Annotated in this window: 24 protein-coding genes and 1 pseudogene; 3 read left to right on the top strand and 22 right to left on the bottom strand. The window is 71.0% G+C overall.

The genetic code is table 11. The features are described 5' to 3' along the window. The first annotated feature begins 98 nt into the window (after positions 1-98). A complete protein-coding gene (locus AACH11_RS02525) occupies positions 99-1202 on the top strand; it encodes an ABC transporter ATP-binding protein (protein ID WP_341372613.1) in 1104 nt (367 codons plus the stop codon). A gap of 11 nt (positions 1203-1213) precedes the next feature. On the opposite strand, the gene AACH11_RS02520 is transcribed toward AACH11_RS02525, so the two are convergent. Genes AACH11_RS02520 through AACH11_RS02505 form a run of 4 tightly spaced genes read right to left on the bottom strand, consistent with a single transcriptional unit; the run spans position 1214 to position 4442 of the window. Further along, positions 1214-2266 carry a S49 family peptidase gene (locus tag AACH11_RS02520; RefSeq protein WP_341372612.1) on the bottom strand — a complete coding sequence of 351 codons (1053 nt, stop codon included), beginning with the start codon at positions 2264-2266 and terminating at the stop codon, positions 1214-1216. Next, on the bottom strand, positions 2266-2751 hold the full coding sequence (locus AACH11_RS02515) for a Rieske (2Fe-2S) protein (protein ID WP_341372611.1): 486 nt from the start codon (positions 2749-2751) through the stop codon (positions 2266-2268). The genes AACH11_RS02520 and AACH11_RS02515 overlap by 1 nt, the downstream gene beginning before the upstream one ends. 12 nt (positions 2752-2763) lie before the next feature. Next, positions 2764-3432 carry an HAD-IA family hydrolase gene (locus AACH11_RS02510; RefSeq protein ID WP_341372610.1) on the bottom strand — a complete coding sequence of 223 codons (669 nt, stop codon included), beginning with the start codon at positions 3430-3432 and terminating at the stop codon, positions 2764-2766. Further along, positions 3429-4442, bottom strand: coding sequence for an RluA family pseudouridine synthase (locus AACH11_RS02505; RefSeq protein WP_341372609.1), 1014 nt, complete (start codon positions 4440-4442; stop codon positions 3429-3431). Before AACH11_RS02505 ends, AACH11_RS02510 begins: the two co-directional genes overlap by 4 nt. A gap of 882 nt (positions 4443-5324) precedes the next feature. Here AACH11_RS02505 and AACH11_RS02500 point away from each other — a divergent pair. After that, positions 5325-8309, top strand: coding sequence for an Rne/Rng family ribonuclease (locus AACH11_RS02500; protein WP_341372608.1), 2985 nt, complete (start codon positions 5325-5327; stop codon positions 8307-8309). A 134-nt stretch (positions 8310-8443) separates the two neighbouring features. Here the strand turns inward: AACH11_RS02500 and AACH11_RS02495 are convergent, their stop codons facing one another. Further along, positions 8444-9460: a 1-aminocyclopropane-1-carboxylate deaminase gene (locus AACH11_RS02495; RefSeq protein WP_341372607.1), complete on the bottom strand. Its 1017-nt coding sequence runs from the start codon at positions 9458-9460 to the stop codon at positions 8444-8446. A 149-nt stretch (positions 9461-9609) separates the two neighbouring features. On the opposite strand from AACH11_RS02495, the gene AACH11_RS02490 reads away from it, so the two are divergent. Continuing rightward, on the top strand, positions 9610-10131 hold the full coding sequence (locus AACH11_RS02490; RefSeq protein WP_341372646.1) for an Lrp/AsnC family transcriptional regulator: 522 nt from the start codon (positions 9610-9612) through the stop codon (positions 10129-10131). 39 nt (positions 10132-10170) lie between these two features. Here AACH11_RS02490 and nagZ read toward each other — a convergent pair whose 3' ends face one another. From nagZ to fabG, 17 genes and pseudogenes are all read right to left on the bottom strand, one after another. Beyond that, positions 10171-11232, bottom strand: a complete 1062-nt coding sequence (gene nagZ / locus AACH11_RS02485; RefSeq protein ID WP_423228674.1) for a beta-N-acetylhexosaminidase — start codon at positions 11230-11232, stop codon at positions 10171-10173. Positions 11233-11387: 155 nt separating this feature from the next. Then, positions 11388-11771: pseudogene (acpS, locus tag AACH11_RS02480) on the bottom strand (holo-ACP synthase); the annotation flags it as partial. A 95-nt stretch (positions 11772-11866) separates the two neighbouring features. Continuing rightward, entirely contained in the window at positions 11867-12676 is an 810-nt protein-coding gene (locus AACH11_RS02475; protein WP_341372606.1) for a pyridoxine 5'-phosphate synthase, read from the bottom strand. 12 nt (positions 12677-12688) lie between these two features. Continuing rightward, positions 12689-13540 (bottom strand): DNA repair protein RecO, encoded by an 852-nt coding sequence (recO, locus tag AACH11_RS02470; RefSeq protein ID WP_341372605.1) that lies wholly within the window; start codon positions 13538-13540, stop codon positions 12689-12691. A gap of 37 nt (positions 13541-13577) precedes the next feature. After that, positions 13578-14615 carry a GTPase Era gene (gene era / locus AACH11_RS02465; protein ID WP_341372604.1) on the bottom strand — a complete coding sequence of 346 codons (1038 nt, stop codon included), beginning with the start codon at positions 14613-14615 and terminating at the stop codon, positions 13578-13580. Positions 14616-14812: 197 nt separating this feature from the next. After that, positions 14813-15517, bottom strand: coding sequence for a ribonuclease III (gene rnc, locus AACH11_RS02460; RefSeq protein ID WP_341372603.1), 705 nt, complete (start codon positions 15515-15517; stop codon positions 14813-14815). Between the two features lie 74 nt (positions 15518-15591). Continuing rightward, positions 15592-15975 carry a DUF4845 domain-containing protein gene (locus AACH11_RS02455; RefSeq protein ID WP_341372602.1) on the bottom strand — a complete coding sequence of 128 codons (384 nt, stop codon included), beginning with the start codon at positions 15973-15975 and terminating at the stop codon, positions 15592-15594. Positions 15976-16012: 37 nt separating this feature from the next. Next, positions 16013-16984, bottom strand: coding sequence for a signal peptidase I (lepB, locus tag AACH11_RS02450; RefSeq protein WP_341372601.1), 972 nt, complete (start codon positions 16982-16984; stop codon positions 16013-16015). A gap of 34 nt (positions 16985-17018) precedes the next feature. After that, positions 17019-18827 (bottom strand): translation elongation factor 4, encoded by a 1809-nt coding sequence (lepA, locus tag AACH11_RS02445; protein ID WP_341372600.1) that lies wholly within the window; start codon positions 18825-18827, stop codon positions 17019-17021. Between the two features lie 192 nt (positions 18828-19019). Then, entirely contained in the window at positions 19020-20516 is a 1497-nt protein-coding gene (locus tag AACH11_RS02440) for a DegQ family serine endoprotease (protein WP_341372599.1), read from the bottom strand. Positions 20517-20666: 150 nt separating this feature from the next. Continuing rightward, positions 20667-21734, bottom strand: a complete 1068-nt coding sequence (locus AACH11_RS02435) for a MucB/RseB C-terminal domain-containing protein (protein ID WP_341372598.1) — start codon at positions 21732-21734, stop codon at positions 20667-20669. Positions 21735-21796: 62 nt separating this feature from the next. Then, complete coding sequence (locus AACH11_RS02430) at positions 21797-22546, bottom strand: RseA family anti-sigma factor (protein WP_341372597.1); 750 nt, start codon at positions 22544-22546, stop codon at positions 21797-21799. Between the two features lie 99 nt (positions 22547-22645). Further along, positions 22646-23263, bottom strand: coding sequence for an RNA polymerase sigma factor RpoE (rpoE, locus tag AACH11_RS02425; RefSeq protein WP_341372596.1), 618 nt, complete (start codon positions 23261-23263; stop codon positions 22646-22648). Beyond that, positions 23260-23799, bottom strand: coding sequence for a hypothetical protein (locus AACH11_RS02420; RefSeq protein WP_341372595.1), 540 nt, complete (start codon positions 23797-23799; stop codon positions 23260-23262). Before AACH11_RS02420 ends, rpoE begins: the two co-directional genes overlap by 4 nt. Before the next feature lie 53 nt (positions 23800-23852). Then, entirely contained in the window at positions 23853-25097 is a 1245-nt protein-coding gene (fabF, locus tag AACH11_RS02415) for a beta-ketoacyl-ACP synthase II (RefSeq protein WP_341372594.1), read from the bottom strand. A 41-nt stretch (positions 25098-25138) separates the two neighbouring features. Then, positions 25139-25378 carry an acyl carrier protein gene (gene acpP / locus AACH11_RS02410; protein WP_341372593.1) on the bottom strand — a complete coding sequence of 80 codons (240 nt, stop codon included), beginning with the start codon at positions 25376-25378 and terminating at the stop codon, positions 25139-25141. 172 nt (positions 25379-25550) lie between these two features. After that, a complete protein-coding gene (gene fabG, locus AACH11_RS02405) occupies positions 25551-26294 on the bottom strand; it encodes a 3-oxoacyl-ACP reductase FabG (protein ID WP_341372592.1) in 744 nt (247 codons plus the stop codon). Positions 26295-26324 lie beyond the last annotated feature (30 nt).

Genomic DNA, 26324 nt, shown 5'->3' with positions numbered 1-26324 from the left:
CCCCCGCAGCCGCACGGGCCAAGGCCTTGTGCGGCACTGTGCCGCCCGCCGTCGGCGGCCACGCGACCGCCGCCGCCCCGATTAGCATGCCCCCCACCATGACCGACAAGGACCCCTCCCGCGCCTGGCTTGAACTCGACCGCATCGCCGTCGCCTACGGCGGCAAGCCGGTGGTCGAGCAGTTCTCGCTGCAGCTGCCGCGCGGGCGCATCGGCTGCCTGCTCGGCCCCTCGGGCTGCGGCAAGACGACGGTGCTGCGCGCGATCGCCGGCTTCGAGCCGGTCAGCGCCGGTGCGGTGCGGCTCGACGGGCAGACGGTGGCCGCCCCCGGCCGCTCGGTGCCGCCGGAGCGCCGCCAGATCGGCATGGTGTTCCAGGACCATGCGCTGTTCCCGCACCTGAGCGTGATCGACAACGTGGCCTTCGGCCTGCGCGGCCGAGCCGAGGCGCGCGAGACCGCGCTGCGCATGCTGGAGACGGTCGGCCTGGGTCATGCCGCCACGCGCTATCCGCACCAGCTGTCGGGCGGCCAGCAGCAGCGCGTGGCCCTGGCGCGCGCGCTGGCTCCCTCGCCGCGCCTGCTGCTGCTCGACGAGCCCTTCTCCAACCTCGATGTCGAGCTGCGCGAACGCCTGGGCGGCGAACTGAGGGCCCTGCTGAAGGCCGCCGGCACCACCGCGCTGCTGGTCACGCACGACCAGCACGAGGCCTTCGCCATCGCCGACGAGATCGGCATCATGAGCGGCGGGCACATCCAGCAGTGGGACCGCGCCTGGCAGCTCTACCACCAGCCGGCCAACCGCTTCGTCGCCGATTTCGTCGGTGAGGGGGCCTTCGTGCCGGGCACCGTGCGCCTGGGCCAGGAGATCGTCACCGAGATCGGCAGCTTCCACGCGCCGGAGCCGATCCGCTGCACCGAGCACGGCGACCTGTGCGACGCCGGCTGCGAGGTCGATCTGCTGCTGCGCCCCGATGACGTGGTGCACGACGACGCCAGCGCCCACACCGCCGAGGTGCTGGCCAAGGCCTTCCGCGGCGCGGAGTTCCTCTACACGCTGAAGCTGCCCAGCGGCCAGCAGCTGCTGTCGCTGGTGCCCTCGCACCATGACCACGCGATCGGCGAACGCATCGGCATCCGGCTGGAGCCGGACCACGTGGTCGCCTACAAGCGGCCGGGCGCGCCGCCGCTGAACTGCGGCTGAGGCGACCGGGCTCAGTGCAGCCGCAGGCTGCCGCCCATCGCGCGCACCGCGCCCTCGCCGATGGCCGCACCGAAGCGCTTGGCCAGCCGCTCGGCGACGTTCTCGGTCGGCGTGTAGTCGATGATCTCCTCGGCCTTGACCACGTCGCGCGCGACCATGTCGAGCGTGCCGTAGCGGTCGGCCAGGCCCCGCTTGACCGCCTCCTCGCCGTTCCAGAACAGGCCGGAGAAGGTGTCCTCGTCTTCCTTCAGCCGCTGGCCGCGGCCTTCACGCACCACGGTGATGAACTGCTGGTGGATCTGGTCGAGCATGGCCTGGGCATGGGCGACCTGCTCCGGCTTCTCGGGCGAGAACGGATCGAGCATGCCCTTGTTGCGGCCGGCGGTCAGCAGCCGGCGCTCGACGCCGACCTTCTTCATCACGTCGGTGAAACCGAAGCCGTCCATCAGCACGCCGATCGAGCCGACGATGCTGGCCTTGTCGACGAAGATCTCGTCGGCCGCCACCGCGATGTAGTAGGCGCCCGAGGCACAGACCTCCTCGACCACCGCATAGACCTTCTTCTTGTGCAGGGCCTTCAGGCGCAGGATCTCGTCATGGACGATGCCGGACTGCACCGGGCTGCCACCGGGGCTGTTGATGCGCAGCACGACGGCCTGGGCCCCGGCATCCTCGAAGGCACTGCGCAGACCCGACAGCATCTGCTCGGCGCTGGCCTCGGTGTCGAGGGCGATCTCGCCGCGCAGCTCGACCAGCGCGGTGTGCGGCGTGGTGGGCGCGCTCTTGTGCAGCTGCGGCGCGCTGGCCGCACCCCAGACGAGCACGCCGGCGACGACCAGCCACCCGAGCCGGAAGACCATCCGCCAGCGGCGGTCGGCACGGCGCTCGCGCAGCAGCTGCTGGGCGACCTGCTCGAGCGTGCGCTCCAGGCTGGCCCGCTCGGTGGTGGGGACGGCAGCGGCAGACGCCACGGCCGGGGCGGCACGCGGCGTGGGCGCCGGGCCGGGTGCGGGCGTACCCGCATCATCGGAGGCAGGTGCGGACGGATCGTCGTTCGGGTTCATCACGGCTTCTCGGACGTGCCGGCGACCGCGGCGGAAGGCGGCGGCCCCGCCGGACGCAGGTCGCGCGAAGGATACCAATACACCCCGCCCTCGCGCTCGTCGAGCTGCAGGGCGATGAGACGTCGGCCACGACAAGGCCCCCCGACGCACAGCCCGTCGGCCGGCTCATAGGCCGCGCCATGGATCGAGCAGATGATCCAGCGCCGCTCCAGATCGAGGAATCGGCCGGGCTGCCAGTCCATCTCGACCGGCACATGGGCGCAGCGGTTGACGTAGCCGACCACGCGGCCATCGAAGCGCAGCACGAAGGCACGCGCCGGCTGGCCCCACAGCAGCAGGTCGAAGCCGTGGGCCAGACCGCGCTCCTCCAGCGCCGGGCTGTCGCACAGGCGCACCGGCTGCGGTGATGGCGACGGACCCTGACCATCCGCGGGCAACGAAGGACGGGGTGGCGGCGAGGTGGGCCCCATCGGCGGCGTGCTCATCAGCGGGCCGGCTCAGGCGTGCGCGGCCAGCCAGTCGGACAGCTCGGCCACGCTGTGCAGCACGGCCCGTGGTGCATGACCCTCGAAGGACGCGACCTCGTGTGCGCCGTAACTGACGGCCAGCGCGTCGCAACCGGCATTGGCCGCCAGCTGCAGGTCGTGGGTGGTATCGCCGATCATCAGCGTGCGCTCCGGCTCGGTGCCGAACTCGCGCATCAGCTCCTGCAGCATCCGCGGATGGGGCTTGCTGGCGGTCTCGTCGGCGGTACGGGTGGCGTCGAAGACCGGGGTCAGGCCGACGCTGTGCAGCGCCTCGTCCAGCCCGCGGCGGCTCTTGCCGGTGGCCACGGCCAGCCAGAAGTTGCGCGCCTTGAGCGCCTGCAGCAGCTCGGCCACGCCGTCGAACAGCACCACCTCGTGCTGGCTGGCGAACCAGTGGTGGCGGTAGCGCTGGGCCACGCGCTCGTAGAGCGCCGGCTCCAGGCCCGGCATCGCCCGCGCCAGCGCCACCGGCAGCGACAGGCCGATGACCTCGGCGGCGACCGCGGGCTCGGGCACCGGCGCGCCGACATCGGCGAAGGCCGCACGGATCGCGCGCACGATCAGCGCGGTGGAATCGAACAGCGTGCCGTCCCAGTCGAAGGCGATCAGGTCGTAGCGGCGGGGGCGCGGGTGGTTCATCGGTCCGGAGTCCTGGCAGTCGATGGCGCGGCCGGATCGGCCGGCGCCGGCAGCCGCTGCAGCAGCGCAGTGCATTCGTCCGGCAGCGGGCCGACAAGTTCCACCCGCGCGCCGCTGGCCGGATGGTCGAAGGCCAGGCGGCGGGCGTGCAGGAACATGCGCTCGAAGCGGTGGCCGGCCAGCGTCTCGCCGCGGGCCAGCGCCTTGTTGCGGGCGAAGTCACCGTACTTCGGATCGCCGACGATCGGATGACCGGCCTGCGACAGATGGACGCGGATCTGGTGCGTGCGGCCGGTCTTGATCGTCACGTCCAGCAGCGTCCAACCGTCGAAACGCTGCGCCACGCGCACCAGGCTGATCGCGCGCTGGCCATCCGGATCATCGGCGGCCACCGGCACCACGTGGCGCTCGCCGCGGGCGTCCAGCGTGCGCTTGAGCGCGACGTCGATCACCTTGAGCTTGTCCGGCCAATGGCCCGCCACCAGCGCAGCATAGGTCTTGCCCGTGTCGCGGGCGCGGAACTGCTCCTGCAGCGCCGTCAGCGCACTGCGCTTCTTGGCCAGCAGCAGGATGCCCGAGGTCTCGCGGTCGATGCGGTGCACCAGCTCCAGGAACTTCGCCTGCGGCCGCGCGCGCCGCAGCTGCTCGATGACGCCGAAGGCCACGCCCGAGCCGCCGTGCACCGCGGTGCCCGAGGGCTTGTCGATGGCCAGCAGATGCTCGTCCTCGAACAGCACCGGGAACTCGCGCGGCGGCGTGGCCACGGCCGGGTCGGCCGCACCGCCATCGCCCTCACCGGCCGCGCGGCTGGCCACGCGCACCGGCGGCACGCGCACCACGTCGCCGATGGCCAGCCGGGTGTCGGCCTGGGCCCGGCCCTTGTTGACACGCACCTCGCCCGAGCGGATCACGCGGTAGACGTGCGTCTTGGGCACGCCCTTGAGCACGCGCAGCAGGAAGTTGTCCAGGCGCTGGCCTTCGCCGGCCTCATCGACGACCAGCAGCTGCACGGCCGGGGCCGCGGGCGCCGGGGCCGGTGGCTGACCGGGCCTCGGCCCCGGCGGCTGACCCAGCTTCCGGGCGGCCACGTCCAGCGGCCGCGCAGCCGTCGAATCCGGGCGTTGGGGACGGCCCGGCGGCCGCGCGGGAGCCCGTGCGGCCGGGCCTGCCGGTGCGCCGCTGGCCGGGCTGCCATGACGGCGCGATGACCGGCCGGAGGGGGGTGCTTTGACGCTTATAATGCGGCTCGCCACGATTGGGCCGTAAGTGCTTGATTTTTCAGAGTTTACCCCGAGCACTCGCGGAACTATGGTGGTGGCACGCCGAAGTTGGCGTGTCTACAAGCGTTGATGCGACGCCCACGCCCTGCGCGGCAGGCCGGCACCCACAGGTGGACCGGCGGCCGGGCGGCGTGGACGGAAGAGCCGACGTACCGTCTCAGCCTTCCCGATTGCGGGAATCCGAAAAAGGTCATGGACGGCAGATCGCCCGCGGTCTGTCGTCCGCATGCAAGTCCAGGGTTCGCATGTCGTCCCGTCCTCCCCGTTCCGTCCGCTGTACGCAGCCGGCCGCGCTCTGCGCCGCCGTGCTGCGTCCGGACATCGAGCCGCCGTGCCGCCCCCGGGGCGCCGCACCATCGGCCATCGGAGGACCGCGCCACGGCACCGCCTGCCCACCGGACCTGCATGCACGCTGCCCCGCTGCACCCCGACACGGCTCCGCCTGAGCGCGCCGTTCGATCTCTCCGCAGTCCAGGGCGATTCCTTCTCCGGCCAGACGACACGTTGCTCGTGCATCGCATGGATCGCCTGCCCTGACCGCCCGCGGCCAGGACCGGTGATCGCCTGAGCGCCCGCCGCGCGCATCTCGTGGCGGGCCTTGCTGGAGTGCACATGAAACGGATGCTGATCAACGCCACGCAGCCTGAAGAGCGGCGGCTGGCGATCGTCGACGGCCAGAAGCTGCTCGACTTCGAGACCGAGATCGAAGGGCGCGAACAGCGCAAGGGCAACATCTACAAGGCCGTCGTCACCCGCGTCGAGCCCTCGCTGGAAGCCTGCTTCGTCGATTACGGCGAGGACCGCCACGGCTTCCTGCCGTTCAAGGAGATCTCGCGCCAGTACTTCCGTGACGGCGTCGAGCTCAAGAACGCCACCATCAAGGAAGCGATCAAGGAAGGCCAGGAGCTGCTGGTCCAGGTCGAGAAGGAAGAGCGCGGCAACAAGGGCGCGGCGCTGACCACCTTCATCAGCCTGGCCGGGCGCTACCTGGTGCTGATGCCCAACAACCCGCGTGGCGGTGGCGTCAGCCGCCGCATCGAGGGCGAGCAGCGCGAGGAGCTCAAGGAGAACCTCGACCAGCTCGAGTATCCGAAGGGCATGAGCCTGATCGCCCGCACCGCGGGCATCGGTCGCTCGGCGCCCGAGCTGCAGTGGGACCTGAACTACCTGCTCAAGCTCTGGGACGCGATCGACGGCGCCAGCAAGTCGGGCAAGGGTGCCTTCCTGATCTATCAGGAATCGAGCCTGGTCATCCGCGCGATCCGCGACTACTTCAGCGCGGACATCGGCGAGATCCTGATCGACACCGACGACATCTTCGAGCAGGCCCACCAGTTCATGAACCACGTGATGCCGGACACGGCCTCGCGTGTGAAGCGCTACCGCGACGACGCGGCGCTGTTCAGCCGCTTCCAGATCGAGCACCAGATCGAGACGGCGCACAGCCGCACCGTCAACCTGCCCTCGGGCGGCGCGATCGTGATCGACCACACCGAAGCGCTGGTGTCGATCGACGTCAACTCGGCGCGCGCCACCCGTGGCGGCGACATCGAGGAGACCGCGACCCGCACCAACCTCGAAGCCGCCGACGAGATCGCGCGCCAGATGCGTCTGCGCGACCTGGGCGGCCTGATCGTCATCGACTTCATCGACATGGAGGAGTCGAAGAACCGCCGCGAGGTCGAGCAGCGCCTGCGCGACGCGATGCGCCAGGACCGCGCCCGCGTGCAGTTCGCGCCGATCAGCAAGTTCGGTCTGCTGGAGCTCTCGCGCCAGCGCCTGCGCCCGGCGCTGACCGAAGGCAGCCACATCACCTGCCCGCGCTGCAACGGCACCGGCCACATCCGTGACACCGAGTCCTCGGCCCTCCAAATCCTGCGGATCATCCAGGAGGAGTCGATGAAGGACAACACGGCCGCCGTGCACGTGCAGGTGCCGGTCGAGGTGACGTCCTTCCTGCTCAACGAGAAGCGGGCCGAGATCACCAAGATCGAGCTCAAGCAGCGTTGCACCGTGCTGCTGGTGCCCAACAAGCACATCGAGACGCCGAACTACAAGCTGGAGCGACTGCGCCACGACGATCCGCGTCTGGAGAGCCTGCAGGCCAGCTACACGATGATCGAGGAGCCGGAGGACGAGGTCGGCATCACGCGTCGCGAGAAGGCCAAGCCCAAGCAGGAGCCGATGATCAAGGGCGTGCTGCCCGATCAGCCGGCCCCGGTGACGCCGCCGCGTGCGGCCGCCACCGCGCCGGCCCAGGGTCCGGCGGCAGCGGCCCAGCCGCTGGCCATCGAGCCGCCGGCCGCCGAGCCGGTGCGCACGCAGACCCCGGCACCGGCCGCCTGGCCGCAGCCGGCCGCGCCCGCGGGCAAGGGCTTCTTCGGCTGGATCCGCAAGCTGTTCGGTGGCGCTCCGGTGGCGGAGCCGACGGCGGCACCGGCCGCCGTGTCCGCCCCGGGCGAGGCGCCGTCCGCCGAGGCCGGCGCGGCCACCGGTGAGCGCCCGGCCCGCGACGGCCGCCGCAACGAGCGGCGTGGCGATCGCGGCGAGCGCGGTGACCGTCCGCGCCGTGGCGACCGCGCCGACCGGGGTGAGCGCGCCGAACGCGGTGACCGTCCGCCGCGCGCCGAAGGCAGCCGCGACGCCGGCCGCCCGGAGCGTCAGGACCGTCCGCGCCGTGACGGCGAGGCCGACGGCCAGCGCCGGGGTCCGCGTGGCGAGCGCCGCCAGGACGAGGTGCAGCTGCAGTCGCAGTCGCAGGAGCTGCCGGCCGAGGCCCTGGGCCTGGCCGCGGCCCCGGCGGGTGAGCTGTCCGCCGACGGCCAGGGCGAGGACGCCCGCCGCCGCCGCCGCCGTGGCGGCCGCGGTCGCCGTGAGGACGGCAGCGTCGAGGCCGGCGCGAACGCCGACGGCCTGGTCGACGGCACCGTGGACGCCGCACCGGGCGCCGCCGAAGCAGTGGCCGAACGCGCCGACCGTGCGGACCGGGCAGACGCGGCCGAAGGCGCCGATGCCGGTGAGACCGGCGAAGGCCGTGACGGTGGCCGCCGCCGCCGTGACCGCCAGCGGCCGCGCCGTGGCGAGCGCCGTGACGGCGAGACCGGCGAGGCCCGTGCCGACGAGGCGGCCACCGCCGCCGTCGACGGCACCGTGCCGGCCACGGCCGACGCCGTGAGCGACACCGCCATCGCGACCGACGCCGCGCCGACCGGCACGGCCGAGCCGACGCGCGAAGCCGAGGTCGAAGCCGTCGCTGCACCCGCGGCAGCCACGACCGCCATCCGCGCCGTGCCGCCGGCCGCCGAGGCCGCCGCTCCGGCCCTGCCGGCGGTCACCGCCTACGCGCTGCCGCTGGACGAGCTGGCCGAACTGGCCCGCGCCGCCGGTCTGAACTGGGTCAACTCCGACGCCGAGCGGATCCAGGCCGTCCAGGCCGCGATCGCGGCCGAGCCCAAGCCGGTCCATGTGCCGCGCGAGCGCAAGCCCGCGGTCGTCGTCGACGAAGGCCCGCTGGTGCTGGTCGAGACCCGCAAGGACCTGTCGGCCGTGCAACTGCCGTTCGACCGCGCAGCGACCGCCGACGCACCGACGGCCTGACGGCCGACACGCCGGGTCCGCACGGGCCCGGCTGCAGCGCTCCGGCAGACGCCGGACGCAAGACGGGGCCCCGCGGGGCCCCGTCCTCATTTCCGGCACGGCCGTGACGGGCCGCGCCGTGTCGCGCCGCGGTCTCAGCCGTTGCGGAACAGGAAGCTGTAGGCATTGAGCGCCGGCACGCCGCCCAGGTGGGCGTACAGCACGCGCGAGCCCTCGGGGAATTCGCCGCGGCGCACCTTGTCGATCATGCCCTGCATGGACTTGCCCTCGTAGACCGGGTCGGTGAGCATGCCTTCCTGCTGCGCGCACAGGCGGATCGCCTCCAGCGTGTCCTCGCTGGGCAGGCCGTACTCGGGGCCGCCGTAGCGGGTGTCCAGCACCACGTCGGCGGCAGTGATCTCGCGGCCCAGGTCGACCAGACGCGCGGTGTTCTGCGCGATGCGCAGGATCTGCGCATGGGTCTTCTCCGGCGTGGCCGAGGCGTCGATGCCGATCACGCGGTCGGCACGGCCGTCGGCGGCGAAGCCCACCACCATGCCGGCCTGGGTGCTGCCGGTGACCGAGCAGACGACGATGTAGTCGAACTGGAAGCCCAGCTCGGCCTCCTGCGCCCGCACCTCCTCGGCGAAGCCGACGAAGCCCAGGCCGCCCAGGCGGTGCTCGGAGCAGCCGGCCGGGATCGGGAAGGGCTTGCCGCCGGCCTCGCGGACCTCGGCCATCGCCTTCTCCCAGCTCGGGCGGATGCCGATGTCGAAGCCGGCCGCGTCCAGGCGCACGTCGGCGCCCATGATGCGCGAGAGCTGGATGTTGCCGACGCGGTCGTAGACGGCGTCGCTGTAGTTGACCCAGTTCTCCTGCACCAGCACGCACTTCATGCCCAGATGGGCGGCCACGGCCGCGACCTGGCGCGTCTGGTTGCTCTGGATGCCACCGATCGACACCAGGGTGTCGCAGCCCTCGGCGATCGCCTCGGGGATCAGGTATTCGAGCTTGCGGGTCTTGTTGCCGCCGAAGGCCAGACCGCTGTTGCAGTCCTCGCGCTTGGCCCAGAGCTCGACCTTGCCGCCCAGATGGGCGGACAGGCGCTTGAGCGGCTGCACCGGCGACGGGCCGAAGGTCAGCGGATGGCGGGGGAACTTGGCGAGATTCATGGCGGGTGCTGCAGGGCAGTCGAGGGTGGAAACGGTGCCTGTCATGCTAGAAACAAGGTCACGACACAGGGTTGCAAAGTCAGCCCCATCCACGACACCGATCGCCAGCCAAATCCGATCCATCGGCGATCCATTGCTTGAAAAAGCTGATGTGCGCAACAAGAGTTCGTTCACCCTCGAAGGCGCGTGAGGCCGAGGCCGAGGCCGCGCCCGGCACCCTGGACCGCACCGACCGCGCCATCCTGCGGGCGCTGCAGCGCGATGCCTCGGTCTCGAACGTGGCGCTGGCCGCGCAGGTCCACCTGAGCCCGCCGGCCTGTCTGCGGCGGGTCGAGCGGCTGAAGGCGCAGGGCCACATCCGCGACATCGTCGCGCTGCTGAACCCGCGCACGCTGGAGGCCGGGCTGCTGGTGCTGATCGGCGTGGTGCTCGACCGCTCGACGCCGGACTCCTTCGCCGCCTTCGAGCAGGCGGCGCAGCGCGTGACCGGCTGCATGGAGTGCCACGTCGTCAGCGGCGAGTTCGACTACTTCATGCTGCTGCGCACGCGCGACAACGACAGCTTCAACCGCCTGCACGCGGAGCAGCTGCTGCAACTGCCCGGGGTACGGCAGATCCGCAGCTTCATCGCGCTGAAGGAGGTCTTCTCGACCACGCAGTTTCCGGTCTAGGCCCGGCCCCGAGGCCGGCCGCCGCGACCTCGGCTCGGCTCAGATCAGCCGGCCCAGCGCATGCTGGTAGGCCGGCTGGTGCATCAGCTCGTCCCAGGTCAGCGGCGGGCTGCTGGGCAGCAGATCGATGCGCCGCGCCGCGCTGTCGGGATGCGGCTGCCAGCGGCCGTCGCGCTGGGCGGCCTCCAGCTCCTGCAGCAGCGCGTCGAGCGGCGCGCCGCCGTCGATCGGGCTCTGGTTGCAGGCCAGGATCAGGTCGCAGCCGGCCGTCAGCGCGGCCAGCGCCGCCGCGCCCAGGCCGCCGGCCGCGCGTGCGCCCTGCATGCTCAGGTCGTCGCTGACGATGGCGCCGTGGAAGCCCAACCGGCGACGCAGGATGTCCTGCAGCCACTTGGCCGAGAAGCCGGCCGGCTGACGGTCGACCTTGGGATACACGACATGGGCCGGCATCACCGCGCTGAGCGTGCTCGACAGCCAGGCATAGGGCTGCGCGTCGTCACCCAGGATGGCCTTGAGGCCGCGGCGGTCCACCGGCATCGCCACATGGCTGTCGGCGGCGATGAAGCCATGACCGGGGAAGTGCTTGCCGCAATGGGCCATGCCGGCCTGCAGCAGGCCGTGCATCAGGCTCTTGGCCAGCATCGTGACCACGCGCGGATCGCGGTGGAAGGCGCGGTCGCCGATCACGGTGCTGGGGCCGTGGTCGAGATCGAGCACCGGCGTGAAGCTCAGGTCCACGCCGCAGGCCCGCAGTTCGGACGCCAGCACGTAGCCGGTGGCGGTGGCCGCGTCGGTGGCGGCCAGCGCGTCGTCCATCCAACGCTCGCCCAGCGCCCGCATCGGGCTGAGGTGGGTGAAGCCATCGCGGCGGAAGCGCTGCACGCGGCCGCCCTCGTGGTCGACGCACACCAGCAGATCGGGCCGGATCGCCTTGGCCTCGGCCGTCAGCGCGGTCAGCTGCGCGCGGCTCTCCCAGTTGCGGCCGAACAGGATCAGCCCGCCGACCAGCGGATGGGCCAGGCGACGGCGATCGGCGGCCTCCAGCGTGGTGCCGGCGATGTCGAGGACGACGGGGCTGATCGGAAGCAGGTCTGCGCTCATCGGACGGAGGACGGGTCGAAGGAGGCCGGCAGCGCCGGCGGGAAGGCGATCGGGTCGGCCGTGCGGCCCGGCGACGGTGCGGCCAACGTGGACGGCGCACCGGCGAGCACACCGGCCAACGCACCCGCCGGCAGATCCGCACCCGTCGACCGGCACTCGACGACGACGAAGGCCGCCGCGTACTCGACCTCGTCGGTGACGGTGACGTGGGCGCTGAGCCCGCGTGCGGCGAACCACTCGGCCAGCACGCCCGACAGGCGGATCACCGGCTGGCCACTGGCCAGGTTCAGCGTCTGGCAGGCGCGCCAGCTCATCGGCTGCCGGATGCCCAGGCCGATGGCCTTGGAGAAGGCCTCCTTGGCGCAGAAGCGCGTGGCCAGGAAGGCCAGGCCGCGCACCTCGGAGCGGGCGCCGCGGGCGCGCCAGACGGCCAGCTCCTCGTCGCCCAGCACCTTTTCGGCGAAGCGCTCGCCGCGGCGCGCCAGCGTCTCGCGCAGGCGGCGCAGCTCCAGGATGTCGGTGCCGATGCCGTGGATCACGGGGCGCTCAGGCAGGTTGGCCCGGCGGGGCGGGCGGCAGGATCCAGGGCCGGGCCGACCGCCACAGGTTCAGGGCACACGTCCGGTCCGTCCGGTCAGGCCGCGGCCGCGTAGGCGCGGCGGATGCAGCGCAGGTAGTCGCGCACCGTCTCGCCCAGGCCCAGCTCCAGCGCATCGGCCACCAGCGCATGGCCGATCGACACCTCCTGCACGCCGGGCACGCCGCGCAGGAAGTCGGTCAGGTTGTCGCGGTTCAGGTCATGGCCGGCGTTCAGGCCCAGGCCGGCGGCCAGCGCCGCCTGCGCGGCCGCGGTGTAGCGCGCCAGCACCTCGGCCTGACGCGGTGTGCCGTGGGCGCTCGCATAGCCCTCGGTGTAGAGCTCGACGCGGTCGGCACCGATGGCGCGTGCGGCGGCCATCATCTCCGGCGCCGGATCCATGAACAGGCTGACGCGGATGCCGAGCGCCCGCGCCTCGTCGATCACCGGCCGCAGGCGCTCGGCGTCCTGCGGGAAACGCCAGCCGTGGTCGCTGGTGAACTGCTCGACGCTGTCGGGCACGAAGGTCAGCTGGTGCGGCAGGCCCCGGGCGGCCAGCGCGCGGGCGAAGTCCATCAGGTTGTGGAAGGGGTTGCCCTCGATGTTGAACTCGGCCTGCGGCCACTGCGCCATCAGCTCGGCCAGATCGTGCACGTCGTGGGCACGGATGTGGCGCTCGTCGGGCCGCGGATGGACGGTGATGCCCTGGGCGCCGGCCTCCAGCGCCAGGCGCGACAGCCGCACCACGTCCGGAATGCCCAGGTGGCGGGTGTTGCGCAGCAGCGCGATCTTGTTGACGTTGACCGACAGCGCGGTGTGCAGCGGATGGCCGTGGGCGGTGGCTTCAGGGGCGACGAGCGGGTTCATCGGTCGGTCAGTTCAAGGAGGAAGCGGGGCGCTGGCGGAGGGCGTCTGCGACATCGGCCCACGCGCCACCGCCGTGGCCTGCAGCCGGTGCAGCGCGCGCAGCAATTCGCGCGTGCGCAGGCCCGGGGCGCCCAGATGATAGTCAAGCAAGGGGCGCAGCTGCGTGCGCAGCGCCGGCAGCGCCGTCGCGCACAGCAGGCGCAGGGCGACCACGGCATCCGCCGCCACGCGCATGGCCAGCGCCCCTTCGAGCGCCTGACACAGCACCCCGGACAGCACCTGGCTGCCGGCGGCGGCGTCCGGCCGACCGCGCAGGTCGAGCGCCAGCGCCCCGCTGTCGGCCCGCAGCAGCACGGCGGCCTCGGGCGCCAGACGCTGCAGCGTCACGCCGTCACGGTCGAGCTCGGGCAGCAGGCCCACGGTGCGCAGCAGCAGCAGTTCGAAGGCGCGCAGGGCCGCCTGCTCGTCGTCCTCGGTGGCCAGCGCCTGCAGCGTGGCGGCATAGGCGTCGAACAGCCCCGGCTGGGCCTCGCCGCGCGGCAACAGCTTGATCAGCAGCTCGTTGACGTAGAAGCCGGCCATCAGCCGGGGGGTGGGCAGCACCGGACAGCCGCCGGCGTACTCGGCCTGGCGCAGGGTCTGGATGTCGCCGGCGGTGTCATCGCGCTTGGGCCGCGTCAGCTGCACCGACAGCGGCTGGAACGGCAGCAGCACCGGCCGCAGCTGCGAATACGGCCGCTTGGCCCCCTTGGCGACCACGGCCAGACGGCCCTGGCCACGGGTCCAGAGGTCCAGCACCAGGCTGGTCTCGCTCCAGTCCCACTGGTGCAGGACGAAGGCCGGCTCGCCCAGGCCGCGGCTCATGGGCGGCGGCACCGCCGGCCAGCGGCCGCGCGCCCGCTCATTCGTAGCCGTAGGAGCGCAGATGCTCCTCGCTGTCGGCCCAGCCCGAACGCACCTTGACCCACAGTTCGAGGAAGACCTTGGCACCGGTCAGGCGCTCCAGCTCCTGGCGCGCCTCGCTGCCGATGCGCTTGAGGCGCTCGCCGCCGTCGCCGATGACCATGCCCTTGTGGGCATCGCGCTCGACGATGATGGTCGCGGCCACGCGGTAGAGCGGTCGGCGCGGCGCCGCCGCCGGAGCGGCCGCGGCGTCGGCGGCGTCGGCGGTCGCGTCGGCCCCGCCCTCTTCCTCGAACTTGTCGATCACCACCGTCGAGCTGTAGGGCAGCTCGTCACCGGTCAGACGGAACAGCTTCTCGCGGATCAGCTCGGCGGCCAGGAAACGGTCGCTGCGGTCGGTCAGCGCGTCGGGCTCGTACATCCACGGCTGCTCGGGCAGATAGGGCGCGACGATGTTGAACAGGCGCTCGACCTCCTTGTCCTTGGTCGCCGACATGGGGACGAACTCGGCGAAGGGGAAGCGCTGCTGCATCTGCTGCAGCCAGGGCAGGATGTCGGTGCGGCGCTGCACGGCATCGAGCTTGTTGGCCACCAGGATGGCCGGCGTGTCCGGATGCAGCAGCTGCATCACCTGTTCGTCCTCACGGCTGAAGCGGCCGGCCTCGACCAGGAACAGCACCAGGTCCACGTCGCCCAGCGTCGACTGCACCGTGCGGTTGAGGTTGCGGTTGAGCGCACCGCGGCCGCGGATCTCGCGCGTCTGGAAGCCCGGCGTGTCGACGAAGACGAACTGGTTGGCATCCAGCGTGCGCACGCCGGTGATGCGGTGGCGCGTGGTCTGCGCCTTGCGCGAGGTGATGCTGATCTTCTGGCCGACCAGCGCGTTCATCAGCGTGCTCTTGCCGACGTTGGGGCGGCCGACGATGGCCACCAGGCCGCAGCGCTGGGGCGTCTCCCCGTCCCAGTCGCCGTCGGCTGCACCGAGCGCGCCCTCGGGCACGGGAGGAATCGGCGGAATGTCGTGGATGTCGCTCATGGCCGGGTACGGAACGTTGCGGGGGCGGCGGCGCGCGGGTCGCGGCACGCCCCGGGATGGACGGAAGAACGGAAACGCCGACGGCGGCCGATCGCCATCAGGCGATGACCGCCATGTCGGCCCGCACGGCAGGACCGGCGGTGACCGAGGACGAAAGAAAACGGCGACGGATCGCGGGCGGCGGGGCGAACGGCCGCTCAGGCCCGCAGCGGGCCACCCGGCCGATCGCTGGCCTTGAGCTTCTGCAGCAGGCGGCGTGCGGCCTCCTGCTCGGCGGTGCGGCGGGAGCGGCCCTCGCCGCCCTCGGCCATGCCCAGCGTGGCGACCGCGCATTCGACCTCGAAGGTCTGCGCGTGGGCCTGGCCGCGGGTGGCGACGATGCGGTAGGCGGGCACCGGCAGACGGCGCGCCTGCAGCCACTCCTGGAGCTCGGTCTTGGCGTCCTTGCTCCAGCTTTCGGCGTCGGTGCTGGTGATCAGTTCGCCGAACAGGCGACGCACCAGGGCCATCGCCGGCTCCAGCCCGCCATCGAGGTAGATCGCGCCGATCACGGCCTCGACCGCATCCGCCAGGATCGACGGCCGCTGCGCGCCGCCGCCACGGGCCTCGCCCTCGGACAGGCGCAGCGTGTCGGGCAGGCCCAGCACCAGCGCGGCCTTGTGCAGGCTGTCCTCGCGCACCAGGTGGGCGCGCACGCGGGTCAGATCGCCCTCGTCCGAACCGTGGAAGCGCTCGTAGAGCAGGGTCGAGACGGCCAGCGCGAGCACCGCGTCACCGAGAAACTCCAGTCGCTCGTTGTGCTCCGCGCCCCAGGACCGGTGGGTCAGGGCACGGGAGAGCATCCGCTCGTCACGGAAGCGGTGTCCGATACGGGCCTGCAGGGCCTCGAGGCGGGCGTCCATCGTCGATCGGTCCGGTTGCGGTGTGTCCGTTGGGAATGGCGGGTGAAGACGGCAGGAAGCGGGACCGGAACCGGTCAGCGTGGCTTCGAGCGGCCCTCGTACTTGATCATCAGGTAGACCGGCTTGACCAGCTCGATCTCGCTGTCGTAGGCGAAGCGGACCACCACCTGGTTGTCTTCCTTGGTGATGTCCAGGTCCGAGCCACGCAAGGTCGTGATGGTGACGTCGGTGTCGCGGTGGCGGTCGAAGCCGGCGCGCATCTCGGCAACCGTACGGCCCATCTCGCCGGCGGCCATGCGGTCGACGACGTGCTGGATCGCGTAGAACTCCAGCACCGAGGGCACCACCCGCAGCACCATCAGGCCGGCGAAACCGATGACCACCATCCAGCCGAGCAGGCCGATCAGCGTGAGGCCGCGACGCGGCGGAAAACGACGGACGGACGTGGGGGCGGACACGGTGACGAGGGGTGACGGACTCGCGGTGCGGGCGTCCTCAGTGGAACGCTCCGATCCGCTTGAGGTTGCTGAAGTTCATCCACACGAAGAAGGCCCGGCCGACGATGTTGTTCTCCGGCACGAAGCCCCAGTAGCGGGAATCCTGGGAATTGTCGCGGTTGTCGCCCATCACGAAGTAATGCCCGGCGGGCACCGTGCACGCGACCCCCTCGGCCGAGTAGCGGCAGTTGTCACGGAAGCGGTCGAATCCCTCCAGCGGACGGAAGAACGACGGCCGCTGCGGCTCGACGAGGATGTCGTGGCCACGCTCGGTCAGCTGCTCGGTGTAGCGCGGCGCCATGCGCATGCTGTCCTCGTCGTAGTAGTCGCCCAGCGACTTCACCGGCACCTCGCGGCCATTGAGGAACAGGCGCTGGCCACGGTACTCGACCTGGTCGCCGGGCAGGCCGACGATGCGCTTGATGTAGTCGATGCGGGTGTCCAGCGGGTAGCGGAAGACGATCACGTCGCCGCGCACCGGCGCGTGGTTGTCGATGATCTTGGTGTTGATCACCGGCAGGCGCACGCCGTAGTGGAACTTGCTGACGAGGATCAGGTCGCCGACCTGCAGCGTCGGGATCATCGAACCCGACGGAATCTTGAACGGCTCGAACAGGAACGAGCGCAGCACGAAGACGACGAGGATCACCGGGAACAGCCCGGCCGTCCAGTCCAGCCACCAGGGCTGGGCCAGCAGACGTTCACGCGTGGCGACCAGATCCGGACCATCGACCTGGGCGATGCCCTGGCGCTGGAGCTCGGTGCGGCGCTGGGCCTGTTCGGTCTCGAAACGGTCGGCTGCGGCCTGACGGGCGGGCGCGAAGCGCCAGCGCTCGGCGAACCAGAACAGCGCGGTGACGAGCGTCAACAGGAACAGCAGCAGCGAGAAGTTGCCGATCCACAGACCGAGCCACCAACCCACGCCATAGACGGCGAGCGCGGCATACAGCAGCGCGGTCAAACCACTCATCATCGGGATCACGACGTCTTCGTCTCGCGGGGGATCAATCGTCGACCTGCAGGATCGCGAGGAAGGCTTCCTGCGGCACCTCGACGGAGCCGATCTGCTTCATGCGCTTCTTGCCGGCCTTCTGCTTTTCCAGCAGCTTGCGCTTGCGGGTGATGTCGCCACCATAGCACTTCGCCAGCACGTTCTTGCGCAGCGCCTTGATGTTCTCCCGGGCGATGATGTTGGCGCCGATGGCCGCCTGGATGGCCACGTCGTACATCTGGCGCGGGATCTGTTCGCGCATCTTGGCGGCCACCGCGCGGCCGCGGTACTGGCTCTGCGAGCGGTGCACGATCATGGCCAGCGGATCGACCTTCTCGCCGTTGATCAGGATGTCGACCTTGACCACGTCGGCCGCGCGGTACTCCTTGAACTCGTAGTCCATCGACGCGTAGCCGCGCGAGGCCGACTTCAGCTTGTCGAAGAAGTCCAGCACGATCTCGGCCAGCGGGATCTCGTAGGTCAGCATGACCTGCTTGCCGTGGTAGGCCATGTTCAGCTGCACGCCGCGCTTCTGGTTGGCCAGCGTCATGACGACGCCGACGTAGTCCTGCGGCATGTACAGGTGCACGGTGACGATGGGCTCGCGGATCTCGCGGATGCGGCCCGGGTCCGGCATCTTCGACGGGTTCTCGACCTGCAGCACCGTGCCGTCGTTGAGCTCCACCTCGTAGATGACGCTGGGCGCGGTGGTGACCAGATCCTGGTCGAACTCGCGCTCCAGGCGCTCCTGCACGATCTCCATGTGCAGCAGACCGAGGAAGCCGCAGCGGAAGCCGAAGCCCAGCGCCTGCGACACCTCGGGCTCGAAGCGCAGCGAGCTGTCGTTGAGGCTGAGCTTTTCCAGCGCGTCGCGCAACTGGTCGTATTCGGACGCCTCGGTCGGATAGAGACCGGCGAAGACCTGCGGCTGGATCTCCTTGAAGCCGGGCAGCGCCTGGGTGGCCGGGCCGGCGTTGTTCGGGGTCTTCTTCTCGACGGTGACGGTGTCGCCGACCTTGGCCGCGGCCAGCTCCTTGATGCCGCAGATGATGAAGCCCACCTCGCCGGCCTTGAGCCCGTCGCGGTTCTCGCTCTTGGGCGTGAACACGCCCAGGTGCTCGATGCCGTAGACGGCGTTGGTGGCCATCATGCGGATGCGCTCACCCTTGTGCAGCTGGCCATCGACCACGCGCACCAGCATCACGACGCCGACGTAGTTGTCGAACCAGGCGTCGATGATCATCGCGCGCGGCGGGCCGTCCGCATTGCCCTTGGGCGGCGGCATGCGGGTGATGACGGCTTCCAGGATCTCGTCGATGCCCATGCCGGTCTTGGCCGAGCACGGGATGCCGTCGGCCGCGTCGATGCCGATCACGTCCTCGATCTCGGCCTTGGCATTGTCCGGATCGGCCGAGGGCAGATCCATCTTGTTGAGCACCGGCACCACCTCGACGCCGAGGTCGAGCGCGGTGTAGCAGTTGGCCACCGTCTGCGCCTCGACGCCCTGCGAGGCATCGACCACCAGCAGCGCGCCCTCGCAGGCGGACAGCGAGCGGCTGACCTCGTAGCTGAAGTCGACGTGCCCGGGGGTGTCGATCAGGTTCAGGTTGTAGACCTTGCCGTCCTTGGCCTTGTACTGCAGGGCGGCGGTCTGGGCCTTGATGGTGATGCCGCGCTCGCGCTCGATGTCCATCGAGTCAAGCACCTGGGCCTCCATCTCGCGATCGCTCAGGCCCCCGCAACGCTGGATCAGTCGGTCGGCCAACGTGCTCTTGCCGTGGTCGATGTGGGCGATGATGGAAAAATTGCGGATGTGGTCCATGGATCGTTCAGACGTGGCGCGGATGGCGGCGCCGGCTGCCGGGCCTGCAGCACAAAAAAAAGGCACGTCCAAGGAGGAGACGCGCCTTCCAACAAAACTGATGGCAACTGCTTGTTGGGCCCCCATTGTAGCGAAAAGCGCCATCCGGCAAGCCCCCCAAGCCCTTCAGGGTCGGGCCGCGGGGGGACGGCCTCAACGGCCCTGGGGGCGGATCACGAGGTAGTTCACCCAGTCACCGCGGCGCACCAGCACGCTGACCGCGCGCTGCTTGTCGGCCTTGGCCGCGAGCTGCTGGAACTGGCGGACATCGCTGATCTCCGCGTTGTCCAGCGCCAGCAGGATGTCGCCCTCGCGCAGGCCGGCACGGGCGGCCGCACCGTCGACGGCCTCCACGCGCACGCCACCCTTGATCTTGAGTTCGCGGCGCTCACGCTCGGGCAGCTCGGTCACGGTCAGGCCGAGCGCGCCGCGCACCGGCGCCGACGGCGCGGATTCGGCGGCACTGGCGCGGCGGCCCGACTCGGGTTCGAGCTCGGCCACCTGCACCGTCAGGTCGCGGTAACCGCCGCGGCGGAAGACCTGCAATGTCGTGCGGATGCCGGGCTTGAGTGCACCGATCAGGCGCGGCAGCTCGCCGTGGCGCTCGACCGCGCGGCCATCGACACGGGTGATGATGTCGCCCGCCTCCAGCCCGGCCTTGTCGGCCGGTCCGCCCGCCTCCACCGAGTTGACCAGCGCGCCCACCGGCTTGCCCAGGCCGATGGACTCGGCCACGTCCTTGGTCACCGGCGCGATGCCCACGCCGATGCGGCCGCGGATCACGCGGCCGTTGGCGCGCAGCTGGTCGGCCACGCGGGCCGCCTCGTCGATCGGGATCGCGAAGGAGATGCCCATGAAGCCGCCCGAGCGGCTGTAGATCTGGCTGTTGATGCCGACGACCTCGCCACGCAGATTGATCAGCGGCCCGCCGGAGTTGCCGGGATTGATCGCGACGTCGGTCTGGATGAAGGGCACGAAGTCGCCGGTGTCGCGCGCCTTGGCACTGACGATGCCGGCGGTCACCGAGTTGTCGAGGCCGAAGGGCGAGCCGATGGCCATCACCCATTCGCCGACCTTGAGCCGGCCGACGTCGCCGATGCGCACCGTCGGCAGGCCGGTGGCGTCGATCTTGACCACCGCGACGTCGGTGCGCTTGTCGGCGCCGATCACCCGGGCCTTGAACTCGCGCTTGTCGGTCAGCGTGACGATCAACTCGTCGGCACCGTCGACCACGTGGGCATTGGTCATCACGTAGCCGTCGGCGCTCAGGATGAAGCCGGAGCCGACGCCCCGCTGCTGCGGCTCGGACTCCTCGGCGCTGCCGCCATTGCGCGGGCTCTGGCCGCGGCCGTTGGGGTTCGGCAAGGGAATGCCGAAGCGGCGCAGGAACTCCTCCATGCCCGGATCGGCCTGCCCGGCCCGGCCCCCCGACGCTGCGCGCTCGAGGGTGCGGATGTTGACCACCGACGGCCCGACCCGCTCGACCAGCTCGGTGAAGTCCGGCAGCTCGACACGGGCGGCGGTCGATGCGGCCTGCACCGGCGCCGGCAGCATCAGCAGGGCCGCGCCGCCGCACGACAGGGCCGCACCGAGCGCCGTGGCCAGCAGGACGGGACGGGCGCCCCGGAGGGCGGCCCAGGCGGACGACATTCCCGGGCGAGCGGAGGCCCGGGCGGGGTGGTGCGGAGCGCGCGCCGGGCGCACGGACGTCGGCAGATCTCGCTGCATCGGAAGGACCTCGGTCGGCTGCGGAACGGAGAGAAGGCGGCCGTGCACCGCGGGTGCGGCCTGCCGGGGAAGTCAGGGGCGGCGCTCGAGCCCGGCGTCGAACTGCAGCGCCGTCTCGAGCGGCACATCACCGATGACGGTGATCCAGTGCTCGCCGTGCGGCACCATCACCGTGGCCGTGGCCCCCAGCATGGTGCGCATCGGCTGGCGCACGACCTTGGTCGGCGTGGCGGCCGCGGCCTCGATGAAGACCGACACATGCGTCAGGCCGTCGCTGTAGACCGCCTGCAGCACCGGGATCTGCGCGGCCTGCGGCGACTCCGGATCGAGCACGCCGCGGTAGGCACCGATCAGCTGGAACCCGCGCACCGGACGCACCTGATGCCAGCCCTCCGCGTCGAGCTGCACACGCTGCAGCGGCGGACGCACGACACGCCAGCCCTCGATCTCGCGCAGCGCCTTGCCCACGCTCTCGGGCTTGGGCCGTGGCAACAGCGTCAGCTCGGAGAAGGCGGAGCTTTCGAGCACGTCACCGCGCGGCCCCAGCAGATCCATGCGCAGCAGCAGGCCGCTGTCACGCTCGGCCCACCAGCGCTGGGCGAACCGCAGGCCATCGCGCGGCTTGAGCAGCAGGACATCGGCCTCCAGACCGGCAATGCGGTCGGTGCCCAGGCTGCGCAGCTCGTAGTGCTCGAGCGCCCGCTGGCCGGCAGCGGCGGGCAGACGGGGAAAACTGGCCACGGCCTCGCGCTGCTCCGTCACGACGACCTTGGTGGCCGGACTGAGGAACATCAGCTGGTCGTTGAGCCGCAGCTGGACCTGGGCCTTGCCGTCCAGACCCTCGACCCGCTCGTAACGCTGGTGACCGTCGCTCAGGTGGGTGACACGGCTGCTGGACACGCCACCCGCCGCGTTGCTGACGACGCGGGTGCCGCGGTAGCTGCGGCTGGCCGCGGCCGACTGGATGCGCTGCAGCCACTGGCCGGCCTCCAGGGCATCGGCCACCCGGGCCTGTTGCGGCCGCCCGGCCTCGCTCGCCGCCGGTTGACTGGCACTGGCCGCGGCGACCTGACCCGCCGCACAGGCCAGCAGCAGGGCCACACCCTGCCGCCCCGCACGACACCACAGACCGGCCATCATGGCGGCGACATCCGCACCGACACCGCGCACCGGGGCGTGCCTGCGCACCACCTCGACGAACCTCACGGCTGCTGACCCTGGACGACGACGTCGACCTGACGCAGCGTCGAGCCGGGCAAGGCGACGGCGGCCCCACTGGAAACCTTGCGATGGGCCGACAGGTAGCGGTCGATGCGGCTGTCGCGCAGCATCGCCCCGGTGACCACGCCGCTGGCACCCGGCACCGCCGCGACGACCACCGAGGCAGGCACGACCGCCGACGACAAGGCCGGGCTGGCGGACGCGAGCGTCGCTGCCGACGCCGGAGCCTCGTCGGCGCCCTGGCCGCGCAGCATCACCACCATGCCGGCCACGGCGACGAAGCCGGCCGCCGCCGCTGCCGGCGCGACCAGCCAGGAGCGCCGCCGGCGCGCGACGGCCGCCCGGGCCTGGTGTGCGGCGACCGGCGCGACCACCGGCAGATCAGCGACCTGCGCCGACCCGACAGCATCGGCCAGCGTGCCCGCGGCCAGCGGCGCCAGCACGACCGGCTCGGCCGCCATCCGCTGACGGAAGCCCTGGAGAAAGGCCCGATCGTGATCCGCCGTGCTGGCCAGATCGTCCGAACGCATCACGTCACCGATCAGGTGATAGAGATGCCAGTCGGCGTCCAGACCACGGCTGTCGACGACATCGTCGAACACCGTGGGCGCGACACCGGCCGTGCGTGGCGCACGCCCCAGAGCGACCAGCGCGGCGCTGTCGCCATCCAGCAGGGCCGACAGGCGCTCGCGCGCCCTGCCCTCATCCGAACGATCCTGACTCTGGTCCATGATCTGCCTTGAAACTCTCGTGCAACTGCGGGTCCGGCCCTGCGGCCGACACCCTCCGGAATCCATCCCGCGCCGACACCGTGCGACGTCCGCCCGGCGCTACCAGCGCTCACCCTCCCGGGTGTCGAGCAAGGGCCGCAGACGCTGGGCGATCGACTCGCGGGCGCGGAAGATCCGCGAACGCACGGTGCCGATCGGACAGTTCATCAGCGTCGCGATCTCCTCGTAGCTCAACCCCTCGATCTCGCGCAGCGTGATCGCCTGCCGCAGGTCCTCGGACAGCGCCTCGATCGCGGCATTGACGGTGCGCGCGATCTCCTTGCTGGCCAACACCGCCTCGGGGGTCTCGCCGTCCGTTAGGTCACGTTCATGGCGCGAAGTTTCATCGTCGTCGTCCGATGCCCCGACCAGGGTGGACTCGGTCACGATCGGATCGCGCTTGAGATCGAGCAGCGCCTTCTTGGCCGTGTTGACCGCGATGCGGTAGAGCCAGGTGTAGAACGCGCTGTCACCGCGGAACTGCGGCAGCGCGCGGTAGGCCCGGATGAAGGATTCCTGGGCGATGTCCTGCACCAGATCGACGTCGCGCACCATGCGCGCGATCAGCCGCTCGATGCGGCGCTGGTACTTGACGACCAGGGCCTCGAAAGCCCGCTGGTCACCGGTCCGGGCGCGCTCGACCAGGGCGCGGTCGACATCCTCGCCGACGGCGGTCATCGCTGCTCCCCGCCGGGCGCCATGGATGCCGCCGCGGCCGGCACCGGCTCGCGCAGCGCCAGACGCAGCGCATGCCAGGGCCCCTCGCCCGCCGCGCCACGGCGCAACCACAGCCAGCGCCGCGGATCGGCGGTCTGCAGCAGAAGTGCCGCGCCCAGATCCCAGGCCGGCCGCAGGCCGACCAGAGGCGATGCCGTGCAGGATCCGACGGCCGCCTCCGGCACGAGTGACCACTGGCCATCGGCGTCGCGCATCAGCCAGGCGCCATCGTCAGCCGGCGGCAGCAGCACGCGGCTCTGGCGCAGGCCGATCCAGAGACCGGCCACCGTGGCCAGGGCCGGCAGCAGGGGCCAGGCCGTCTCCAGCCCCTGGACCACCGGTGCGGACCAGTCGAACGGACCATGGCGCAGCGCATCGGCCAGCCAGCGCCCGAGAGCCGCGCCGAGCACCGCGTGGACCAGAGCCAGCACGGCCCGCTCGGCGCGGGCCACCGGCAGCCGCAACCGCACCGTCGTCAGAGCCGGCGGGCGGCTCACGGCAGGTGCGAAGGGAACGGTGGCCGCGGTGACCGCAAGGGACACGCCGACGTTCAGACGCGGCGCAGCACGAGCGTGCCGTTGGTGCCGCCGAAGCCGAAGTTGTTCTTCACCGCGACATCGATCTTCATCTCCCGCGCGGTGTTCGCGCAGTAGTCCAGGTCGCACTCGGGATCCTGGTTGAAGATGTTGATGGTCGGCGGCGAGATCTGATGGTGCACGGCCAGCGCGCTGAACACCGTCTCGATGCCGCCGGCGCCGCCCAGCAGGTGGCCGGTCATCGACTTCGTGCTGTTGACCACCAGGCGCCTGGCATGGTCGCCGAAGGCCTTCTTGATCGCGTTGGTCTCGTTGACGTCACCCAGTGGCGTCGACGTGCCGTGCGCGTTCAGGTAGTCGACCTGGTCGGCGTTGATGCCGGCATTGCGCAGCGCATTGGACATCGAGCGCTTCGGGCCGTCGACGTTCGGCGCGGTCATGTGATAGGCGTCCGCGCCCATGCCGAAGCCCGCGAGCTCGGCATAGATCTTCGCGCCCCGGCGCTTGGCGTGCTCGTATTCCTCGAGCACGACACAGCCGGCGCCCTCGCCCAGCACGAAGCCGTCACGGTCCTTGTCCCAGGGACGCGAGGCGGTGGCCGGATCGTCATTGCGGGTGGACAGTGCACGGGCGGCCGCGAAGCCCCCCATGCCCAGCGGAGAGACGGTGCCCTCGGCGCCACCGCAGACCATCACGTCCGCATCGCCGTACTCGATCAGGCGACCGGCCTGGCCGATGGCGTGCAGGCCGGTCGTGCAGGCGGTGACCACCGCCAGATTGGGTCCGGTGAAACCGAACTTGATCGACACATGGCCGGAGATCATGTTGATGATCGAGGCCGGCACGAAGAACGGCGAGATGCGCCGCGCACCACGGGCGGCGTACTCGATCTGCGTACCCTCGATCATCGGCAGACCGCCGATGCCCGAACCGATCAGGCAGCCGATGCGCTCGGCCGTCTCTTCGGTCAGCGCGCCATTCGTCGGGATACCCGAGTCCTGGACCGCCTGGATCGCCGCCGCCATCCCGTAATGGATGAAGGCGTCCATGTGGCGGGCTTCCTTGCCGGGGATGTAGTCCTCGATGTTGAAGCCCTTGACCTCACCGGCGAAACGCACGGACAGGCCCGAGGCATCGAAGCGGGTGACCGCGGCGATGCCCGACTTGCCGGCCAGCAGATTGGCCCAGCCTTCGGCCACCGTGTTGCCCACGGGACTGACCAGCCCCAGGCCGGTGATGACGACGCGACGACGAGACATGTGTCGATGAACGGTTTGCGGAAGAACCCGGACCCTGGGGGTCAGGCCTTCGAGTTCTTGACGGCGTAGTCGATCGCCAGCTGCACGGTGGTGATCTTCTCGGCTTCTTCGTCCGGGATCTCGATGCCGAACTCGTCTTCCAGGGCCATCACCAGCTCGACGGTGTCCAGCGAGTCGGCGCCCAGGTCGGCCACGAAGGCCTTCTCGTTGGTGACGTCGGCCTCAGGCACGCCAAGTTGCTCGGCAATGATCTTCTTGACGCGTGCTTCGATATCGCTCATGACTCCTCCGGGAGTGAAAAATGCTCAAACCAGCCCAGGATTCTACCGGCGGCCGGAGGGCGTTCTGGACACCCCCCGTCCGTCAGACCGGTCGGGCATGTGGGACCGGCGCGTCGCGCGACCGTCGGCGGCCCGCTCGGGGCCTGCCGCTGCAGCCGGCGCGGACGGTGTTTCAGCTCATGTACATGCCGCCGTTGACGTGCAGCTCGGCACCGGTGACATAGCCGGCCAGCGGGCTGGCCAGGAAGGCGACCGCGTGCGCGATCTCCTGCGGCGTGCCCAGGCGGCCCAGCGGGATCTGGCCCAGCAGCGCCTGCTTCTGCGCCTCGGGCAGGACCTCGGTCATGTCGGTGGCGATGAAGCCCGGGGCGATGCAGTTGACGGTGATGTTGCGACCACCGAGCTCGCGCGCCAGCGCGCGGGTCATGCCGGCCACACCGGCCTTGGCGGCCGCGTAGTTGGCCTGACCGGCATTGCCCGAGGCCCCGACCACCGAGGTGATGTTGATGATGCGGCCGTGGCGCTGCTTCATCATCGGCCGCATCACCGCGCGGCAGGCACGGAAGACCGACTTCAGGTTGGTGTCCTGCACCGCATCCCAGTCGTCATCCTTCATGCGCATCGACAGGCCGTCGCGCGTGATGCCGGCGTTGTTGACCAGCACGTGCAGACCCCCCTCGGCCTTGACGATGGCATCGACCGCCGCATCGAGCGCCGCGCCGTCGGTGACGTTCAGCACGATGCCGCGACCGCCCCGGGCCGCCAGCGCCTCGCTGATGGTGGCGGCGCCGGACTCGGAGGTGGCGGTACCGATGACCTTGAAGCCGGCATCGGCCAGCGCGGCGGCGATCGCCTTGCCGATGCCGCGCGTCGCGCCGGTGACCAGGGCGACCTGTTGCGGGATGTTCTCGCTCATGTTCGATCCGTGAGGGTGCGCAGCTTGCGC

The organism is Pseudaquabacterium rugosum (genome assembly GCF_038066575.1).
GTDB lineage: Bacteria > Pseudomonadota > Gammaproteobacteria > Burkholderiales > Burkholderiaceae_C > Pseudaquabacterium > Pseudaquabacterium rugosum.
This window is presented reverse-complemented; position numbering and strand designations above follow the sequence as displayed.